This window comes from Novipirellula sp. (genome assembly GCF_041583735.1).
Classification (GTDB): Bacteria; Planctomycetota; Planctomycetia; order Pirellulales; family Pirellulaceae; genus Novipirellula.
In genome coordinates this window covers 1-7,492 of the sequence record NZ_JBFHFD010000428.1, presented here as the reverse complement: position 1 = coordinate 7,492, position 7,492 = coordinate 1, and the positions used below count along the sequence as shown (strand labels likewise).

General features: G+C 54.0%; 4 protein-coding genes. 2 read left to right on the top strand and 2 right to left on the bottom strand.

Features of this window, described 5'->3' with window-relative positions:
* Nucleotides 1-447: DUF444 family protein (locus ABX962_RS24795; RefSeq protein WP_372723288.1), on the top strand; the 447-nt coding region annotated here is incomplete at its 5' end.
* A gap of 58 nt (nt 448-505) precedes the next feature.
* Nucleotides 506-2,038 (top strand): SpoVR family protein, encoded by a 1,533-nt coding sequence (locus ABX962_RS24790; protein WP_372723286.1) that lies wholly within the window; start codon nt 506-508, stop codon nt 2,036-2,038.
* Nucleotides 2,039-2,305: 267 nt separating this feature from the next.
* On the opposite strand, the gene ABX962_RS24785 is transcribed toward ABX962_RS24790, so the two are convergent.
* Nucleotides 2,306-4,312 (bottom strand): plastocyanin/azurin family copper-binding protein, encoded by a 2,007-nt coding sequence (locus ABX962_RS24785; protein WP_372723284.1) that lies wholly within the window; start codon nt 4,310-4,312, stop codon nt 2,306-2,308.
* An 8-nt stretch (nt 4,313-4,320) separates the two neighbouring features.
* Nucleotides 4,321-7,056: a PVC-type heme-binding CxxCH protein gene (locus ABX962_RS24780; protein ID WP_372723282.1), complete on the bottom strand. Its 2,736-nt coding sequence runs from the start codon at nt 7,054-7,056 to the stop codon at nt 4,321-4,323.
* Nucleotides 7,057-7,492 lie beyond the last annotated feature (436 nt).

Genomic DNA, 7,492 nt, shown 5'->3' with positions numbered 1-7,492 from the left:
GTCGAGATCGTATTCATTCGGCACACCTATACCGCGACCGAAGTCGACGAGCATACGTTCTTTTACGGACGTGAAACCGGCGGCACGGTGGTCTCGTCGGCGCTGATCGAAATGGAGCGAATTGTCAAAGAGCGTTATCCGGTCGAGGATTGGAATATCTATGCGGCGCAAGCGTCCGATGGTCACAACTTTGACCACGACATGCCTCAGACGATGGCGATGTTAGAAAAATCGATCCTGCCGATATGCCAGTATTACGCATACATCGAAGTGGGCGACGAGCCGTTAACGAGCGACAGTGTGCTATGGAAAAACTATGAGTCGATGGTCGCCCGGATACCGCATTTCGAACGAGCCAAGGTAAGCGAACCGGCCGACATCTACCCCGTTTTCCACAAGCTGTTTTCCAACGACAAACGTCAACGGTCTCAGACGGCGGCTGGCTAAGCAGAGCATCATCCGCGCGCCGACACTAAAACAGAACCAATTGAGGGATGCCCACGCGATGACCGGAACGAATCTGATCTATCGTGGCTCGGAATGGGATTTCGAGTCGCTGCACCGCGCCCACGAGGCGATCGAAGAAATTGCACTCGGCGAGCTTGGGCTTGACGTCTATCCCAACCAAATCGAGGTGATCACTAGCGAACAAATGCTCGATGCCTACGCCGCGATTGGCATGCCGCTGATGTATCATCACTGGTCCTTTGGAAAACACTTTGCTCGCGAAGAGCTGCTGTATCGCAAAGGGGCTCGTGCATTGGCCTACGAGTTAGTCATCAACTCGAACCCCTGTGTCTCGTATGTGATGGAAGAAAATACGATGACGATGCAGGCGCTTGTGATCGCGCATGCGGCGTTTGGACACAATCATTTCTTTAAAAACAACCACCTGTTTCGCCAATGGACGCGTGCCGATCGTGTGTTGGATGATCTCGCCTATGCCAAACATTACATCTCCGATTGCGAGCAGCGATACGGACTTCAAGCCGTCGAAGGCATCCTGGATGCGGCTCATGCGTTGATGGGTTACGGCGTCAGCCGGTATGCCCCCAAACGTGCCGCGACCACGAAGGACCGGATTGCCAAGGCAGAATCACGCCGCCAACACGAACAATCGACTTACAATGATCTGTGGCGGACGCTGCCCAGCAAAGGAAAAGAACCGCTCGCGGGAAGCGAAGTCCAAGACAACGGTGCAACCAATTCGCTCAGCCTTCCTGAAGAAAACGTCTTGGCCTTCCTCGCCAATCATGCTCCGAAGCTAAAGGATTGGCAGCGAGAGATTCTGCACATCGTTCGTCGCATGGCACAGTACTTCTACCCTCAGCGTCAGACCAAGATGATGAACGAAGGCTGTGCGACCTATGTGCATTACCAAATCATGAACCGTTTGTACGATACCGGCAGGATCGAAGAGGGATCAATGCTCGAGTTTCTGCACATGCACTCGGCCGTCGTGACCCAACCTCGTTTTGACGATCGCCGATTCAGCGGCATGAATCCGTACGCGATTGGCTTTGCCATGATGCGGGACATCGCCCGAATTTGCGATGACCCCAGCGACGAGGATCGGCAATGGTTCCCCGAGTTTGCCGGCAATGGGCACGCGATGGCAACATTACGAGACGCGTGGTCCGAGTACCGCGATGAAAGTTTCATCCTGCAGTTTCTCAGCCCTCGGCTTATCCGCGACATGCACTTGTTCGCCGTCGGCGATGAGAGCGGGCTGCCTTATTTGGCAGTCGAAGCGATTCACGACGAATCGGGATACCGCGAAGTCCGGCAGCGTTTGGCCGAGCAATATGACATGCTCAAGCATGAACCCGAAATCGAGGTCACCGAAGCCGACTTGACGGGTAATCGTCGTTTGGTGCTGACTCACCGTGTTCGCGGCGGACGGTTGTTATCCAAAAACGACTGCAATCGAACGCTATGCCACATCGCCAATTTGTGGGGTTATCGCGTGCGATTAGTCGAAGTCGATTCGGAAAGTGGCAAAACCTTGAACGACTATGACGTCGTCGCGATGCCATAACGCTCAGCAAACGTTCGGAAATAAATTCGTCATTTCAAAATGTTTCCCGAATGACATGAACCCTCCGGTAGCGTTTAGGCCGTTCCGCTAGAGCTTTTCTGGAATGGGCGTAGCTCGACTGTCAGCTTTAGAGGTAGTGGACGAGACGACGAGCCCCAGCGACTCAGTGGCACGACGGGACTCGTAGCCTCGTCCACTACAGAGAAAACACTTCACCCGCGTGATTTGTCACAAAAATCGAATGACGAGGCTATTTCCGAACAGTACCTACGGGGCCTTCGTCGTATTGGGATCCGCGTTTTCTAAGAACGACAGCATCTCGAAGATCTCGTCCTGCGTGTATTGATCCATCAACCCCTTGGGCATCATCGAATTGGGCGACTGCACCATTTCTTCGATGTCATCTTGCGAGATCACCGTGGGCTCTTTCGCTTCAGGGTTCTCTAGAACCGTCACGTTGTCTTTGTCTTCGCTGAGGATGATCCCTGTCACGACGCGGCCTTCGACGGTCAAAATTTGGTGCATCGCGTATTTAGCGTCTACCTTGTGCGACGGATCGATGATCTCTCGCAATACCGCCGCCCGATCCCCTTTGAATCGAGTGAACACCTCTGTCAAATCGGGTCCGATCACGCCCCCTTCGCTGCCGACTTTGTGACATCCTTGACACGATGCCTCGGCAAAGATGCGAGATCCGATTTCAGAAGAGCGTCCCTTCATTCCATTCTCGATTTGATTTTGCAAATCGTCCAACTTCCAAGCTTGCACGAACGCACGGTTGCTGCCGATGGGATTTGCTGGCTCGACCGGACTCTTCATCCACGCATCCAAATCCTTGACCACCACCATCACGCCGTACATGCGGTACCAGTGCTGAGGAAAGGTACAAACATAGGGATACTCGCCCGGTTCGGTCGGAGCATTGAAGGTGATTCGATCCGTTTGATCGGGCTGAACCATTTGGCTGGCGGCCAACACGCTGTCGAGTTCGGGAACAAAAGGCAAATCGTTCCAACCGCCCGCCGATCCGACAACGGCACCCGCTTGAGCGACTTCCTTGAGTGCCCCCGGTGCGGTCACGACTAGATTGTGAGGCATCAAGTCGTGGTTCTCGAGCACAATTTGCACGGGGCGTCCGGCTTCGACGGCAAAGTAGGGGATGTCATACCGCATCTCTTCTTCGACCGCTCGAATTCGCACCACGCGAACTGAGACTTCACGCAATCGGCTCCGATACGATTTGACTTGTGCGGCGGGAACCGCAGCCATCAATTGGTCGGCCAACTGCATCGCATCGACAAATTGAGCGGTTGTCCGCTGAGCCGCCTCGGTTGATTCCGCTAAATCGACCAGCGTTGCCACCAACGCTTGACTGGTTTGCGAGGACCGCTGTTTCAACGGCACTCGCAACAGCGTTCGCACAGCAGCGGATCGATAGGTCGGATCGGAAACAAACGGAGCAATCAAGTCAAAGTTTTCCGCAGGCTGCGATGAAATCTCTGCCATCGCGGTGATCGCATCGTTGCGAACTCTTTCGGACTTCACATTTTGGATCAGCCCGACGATGGAATCCCGCAATGCGTCACGCTGCTGAGGATCGGGAACCAATCCCACCGCATCAAGCCACGCCAACGTAGATGCTTCGTCCGTCGACGCGATCGACCAAGCCGAGGCAGCGTCGCCGATTTGAATCAGAGCTGCCAAACCGACTGAACGAACGAAGGATTGTTCGGCTCCCTTCGCCGTTTCTTCGAGCATTGGCTTGTTTTGCATCAATGTCGCAACCGGCTGATCGAGCAACATTTGGGCGAGCACTTTAGCGGTCCGTTTGCCTTGTCGGTCATCCAGTTTGATCTTGCCCAGTGCGGCTAGGGTCTCATGGGCAACGCTGGTTTCACGTAGCTTTGCCAGTGCCGCCACCGATTCTTGGCGAAATTGAGGCGACATCCCATCACGACTCAAAATCGCCTCGTAAACCGGAATGTATTTCACGTCGTCCGTTTGCCGTGGGACCATCAACAACCGCTCGCTGTCGAGACGGTTCAGTTGATAGGCCACAATCCGAGGACTCTTGTCTAAGAAAACCGTCGGTGGTTGGACCGGGCGAACGGTTGTGCCATGCGAGTGATCGTCGGCAACACAAAACAGCGACGGTGTCCAAACGCAAAACGCCAAAACAATGGGAAAACGCATTTCCAAAACCACCCAGCGGATCATCAACAACAAAAAAGAAGGGAAACGTCGCCCGTGATGGGCGACGCATTGGGTCACCATCGCGAACGCTACTGCTCAAGCGCTCGCATGGTTTCATCGAGCGTGTATTGCAGGTATTCATCCATGTCGTATTCCAGCACGCCGAGGGCGAGTTCAACCGCCTCGTCCCCATCAAGGAAACTGACCGCTCGCACCGCTTCGAGCCGAACCCGAGGATGTTCATCTTGGATCGACTTTTCAATCAACTCGCGATGATTGGGAAGTTGGTCGATCATGAACGAAACGACGCGTGTCGCGGCGGCCCGTGCCCGATGATCTTTCGCCGCCAGCACTTTTGCAAGCAGCGATTCGTTGACTCGGTTGTGCGATTGATAAACCCACAACGCTTCGAGCAAATGATGCTCATAGTCTTCGTCGCTGGCGTCCAGCGACGCAACCCAAGTTTTCAGCCCGGCCGCGACGTCGTCGGCATCACGCTGAGCGAGTTCACGACGAGCACGGTAGCGAGTGCGATCCTCAGGCAACTTCAACAGTTCCAACAGATTGCCAATCGGTTCTGCATCGATCTTCGCAGGCTCGACCAAAGGGCGTGTTTTATGAGTGATCCGCCAAATCCGCCCATGCGAATGATCACGACTGGGGTCACGCAGATTGTGCTGCAGGTGACCGATCAACGCATTGTGCCAATCGACGATATAGAGAGATCCATCGGGAGCGATTTGCACATCGACAGGACGAAAGTTGCCATCGTTGCAGGAAACAATCGGCTCGACTTCGACACCAACAAAACCGCTGCCTTGCTCGGTCACTTTGTGGCTCAGCACCATCCGGTCGCCGATGCAATTGGTCACCAAGAAGTTACCTTGCATGTCCTCGGGAAAATGTCGACTCGACATCATCGCACATCCAGCCAACGGACGTGTGCGTTTGGGATAGAAACGAGGGTAGCTGTATTGGGGATCGCCACCGGTAACGCTGGCCAGTCGGCGGTGTTGCGATCCGCCGGGGTGTTTCAGTGGATACTCGATGTGTCCCGAGATCGGCGTCGCCCAATATCCAAACCCAGGTGACGCGTCACCGATAAAGTTCTGGCCCCAGCGATCAAAGACATGTCCCCAAGGATTCGAGAACGCCATCGAAACATGCACTCCGAATTTTTCGGTCGTTGGATCGTATCGCCAAATTCCACCTTCGGCCAAGCGGACCAACCCCTGCGGCGATTCGACTTGCGAATACTTGAATGTGCCTTCTTGGAAATAAAGGCCACCATCGGGGCCCCACTCGAACGCGGCAAGCCCGTGGTGCGAGTCGGCCGAATCAAATCCAATCAATTGACGAACTCGGGTGTCGGCTTTGTCGTCCCCGTCGGTGTCCGTCAACAACAACACATCAGGTTGTTGTGCGCAGTAAACGCCGCCCCGACCGATCTCGAATCCGGTGGGTTGGTGCAAGCCATCGGCGAACACCTTGCACTCATCGGCGGTACCGTCAGCATCGTGGTCCTCGAAGATCAGCAGTTTGTCATTCATCGGTGTCTTGGGTTTCCAGTGGGGATACGACGCCATCGTCGCGACCCAAAGTCGGCCTTTGTTGTCAAAGTTCAATGCAACTGGGTTGGCCAATTCAGGAAACTCTTCTTCCGAAGCAACCAATTGGATTTGGTAGCCCTTGGGCAATGTGAATAATTTCTGTTGCTCGGCGGCGTTGAGATAGTCAAGCGAGCCGAGTTTTCCTCGCTTGGCATTGGGGTCGTCGGGGCCGCCGACGTTTGTCTTGGGATTGATAAAGGCGAGGGTGTTCGAATCGTCCACTTGATCAGGAACCGATTCTCCTTTTGCAACCGCCCAGATTCGTGCGTCGCGATTGGCCGTCATCTGGTCTAAAATCGCTCGTTCACGTTCCATTACGTCGGTGTTGTTGTACGTACCGTCGCTGCCCGCTTTCCCACGAGCCCCATAGATCGAATAACCATTGACGGCTCGGTAGCGATGAAACCAGTGAAAATTCTTGTCGTCGACTTGCTCTTTCACTGCCGCATCGACCTTGGTTGGTCCCGCTTCGCCAAACAACCCTTGATCCAAAATCGGGGCGAGGGACGCGTAGCCTTTTCCGTTCAGATGGGCACCATTGAGCGTCAATCGCTCGTCGGACTTTTCAAACAACGCCTTGGTGGGCGAATAAAGGTCGACAAACCCGATACCGGTTTCCTTGGCAACACTTGCAAGGGCTTCGGTATAGAGAGCAAGGTTTTTGTTTTGTTCTTCGCCCGAGGTGACATTGGGATCTCCGACGTCTTCGAATGCGATCGGCGAAATTAGCACAATACGTGGGGCGCCCTTGCCGTAATCTTTGCCTTGGGTTTCGTTGACCAACTGCGTCATCTGCTCAGTAAACTTGCCAAGACCTTTTTTGCCGTCAAACGATTCGTTGAAGCCAAAGAAGTACAAGATTACGGACGCTTGGCTGTGCGTTAGGTGCGTATCGGGATCACCAAAGTTTTGCGAGCGAATTCGCTCGAATGGTTCATCGCCAGGAAAACACAAATTGCGAACCACAAGCTCGAGATCAGCGAAACGTTGATGCAGTAAACTCTCCCAATGGTTTTCGGTTTGCAAACGCTCGCCTAATGCGTTGCCCACCAAACAGATATGGTCGCCTTGTTTCAGTTCCACTTCGGCAGCATCGCATCGCGCCGGCGGCACCGTCAAACTCACGCCGAGAAGCATAAGTGCGAGGAGGAATGTCGTTTGTCGTTGCATCAGGTTTTCAATCTCCGAATTGTTTTCCAGACGGTCCGGTTCCATTTTCCGACGCCTCACAGGGAAGCATCACACCCACATGAGTGGTTCCGATCATACACGGAGAACTGGGCTGTGACAGTTCGCAAGAAGGCAAGTGAGAGAACACGAACGAGCAGGGGGAGGGGCGGTGACAGGGAGGGGAACGTTTCCGGGGGAGGGCAGGGCAGAGCAGGGTAGGGAGGGGCGAAGCAGCTTGTTTCGCTTCCAATCCGCTATTTCCTGCGGACTATCTTGCACCACGGAACTTGAAATATCTTGTATCATTCAGACTTCATTTATGAATTATCCGACATAAAAAGTCCGTTCCCACGAACACATTATGATACACGCGGAATCCGAACTGGGGGCGAACGGCAAAGAAAACAGCTTTAAAAGCGATTTTCTTAACCGAATGCATCCGTCGCATCAAATCCAGAAGCTGTTCGACTACGTGCCTGGC

Excerpts from the sequence above, each read along its gene's own strand:
- ABX962_RS24780 (WP_372723282.1), bottom strand. The coding sequence starts at position 7,056 with ATGGAACCGGACCGTCTGGAAAACAATTCGGAGATTGAAAACCTGATG.
- ABX962_RS24785 (WP_372723284.1), bottom strand. The coding sequence starts at position 4,312 with ATGGTGACCCAATGCGTCGCCCATCACGGGCGACGTTTCCCTTCTTTT.
- ABX962_RS24790 (WP_372723286.1), top strand. The coding sequence starts at position 506 with ATGACCGGAACGAATCTGATCTATCGTGGCTCGGAATGGGATTTCGAG.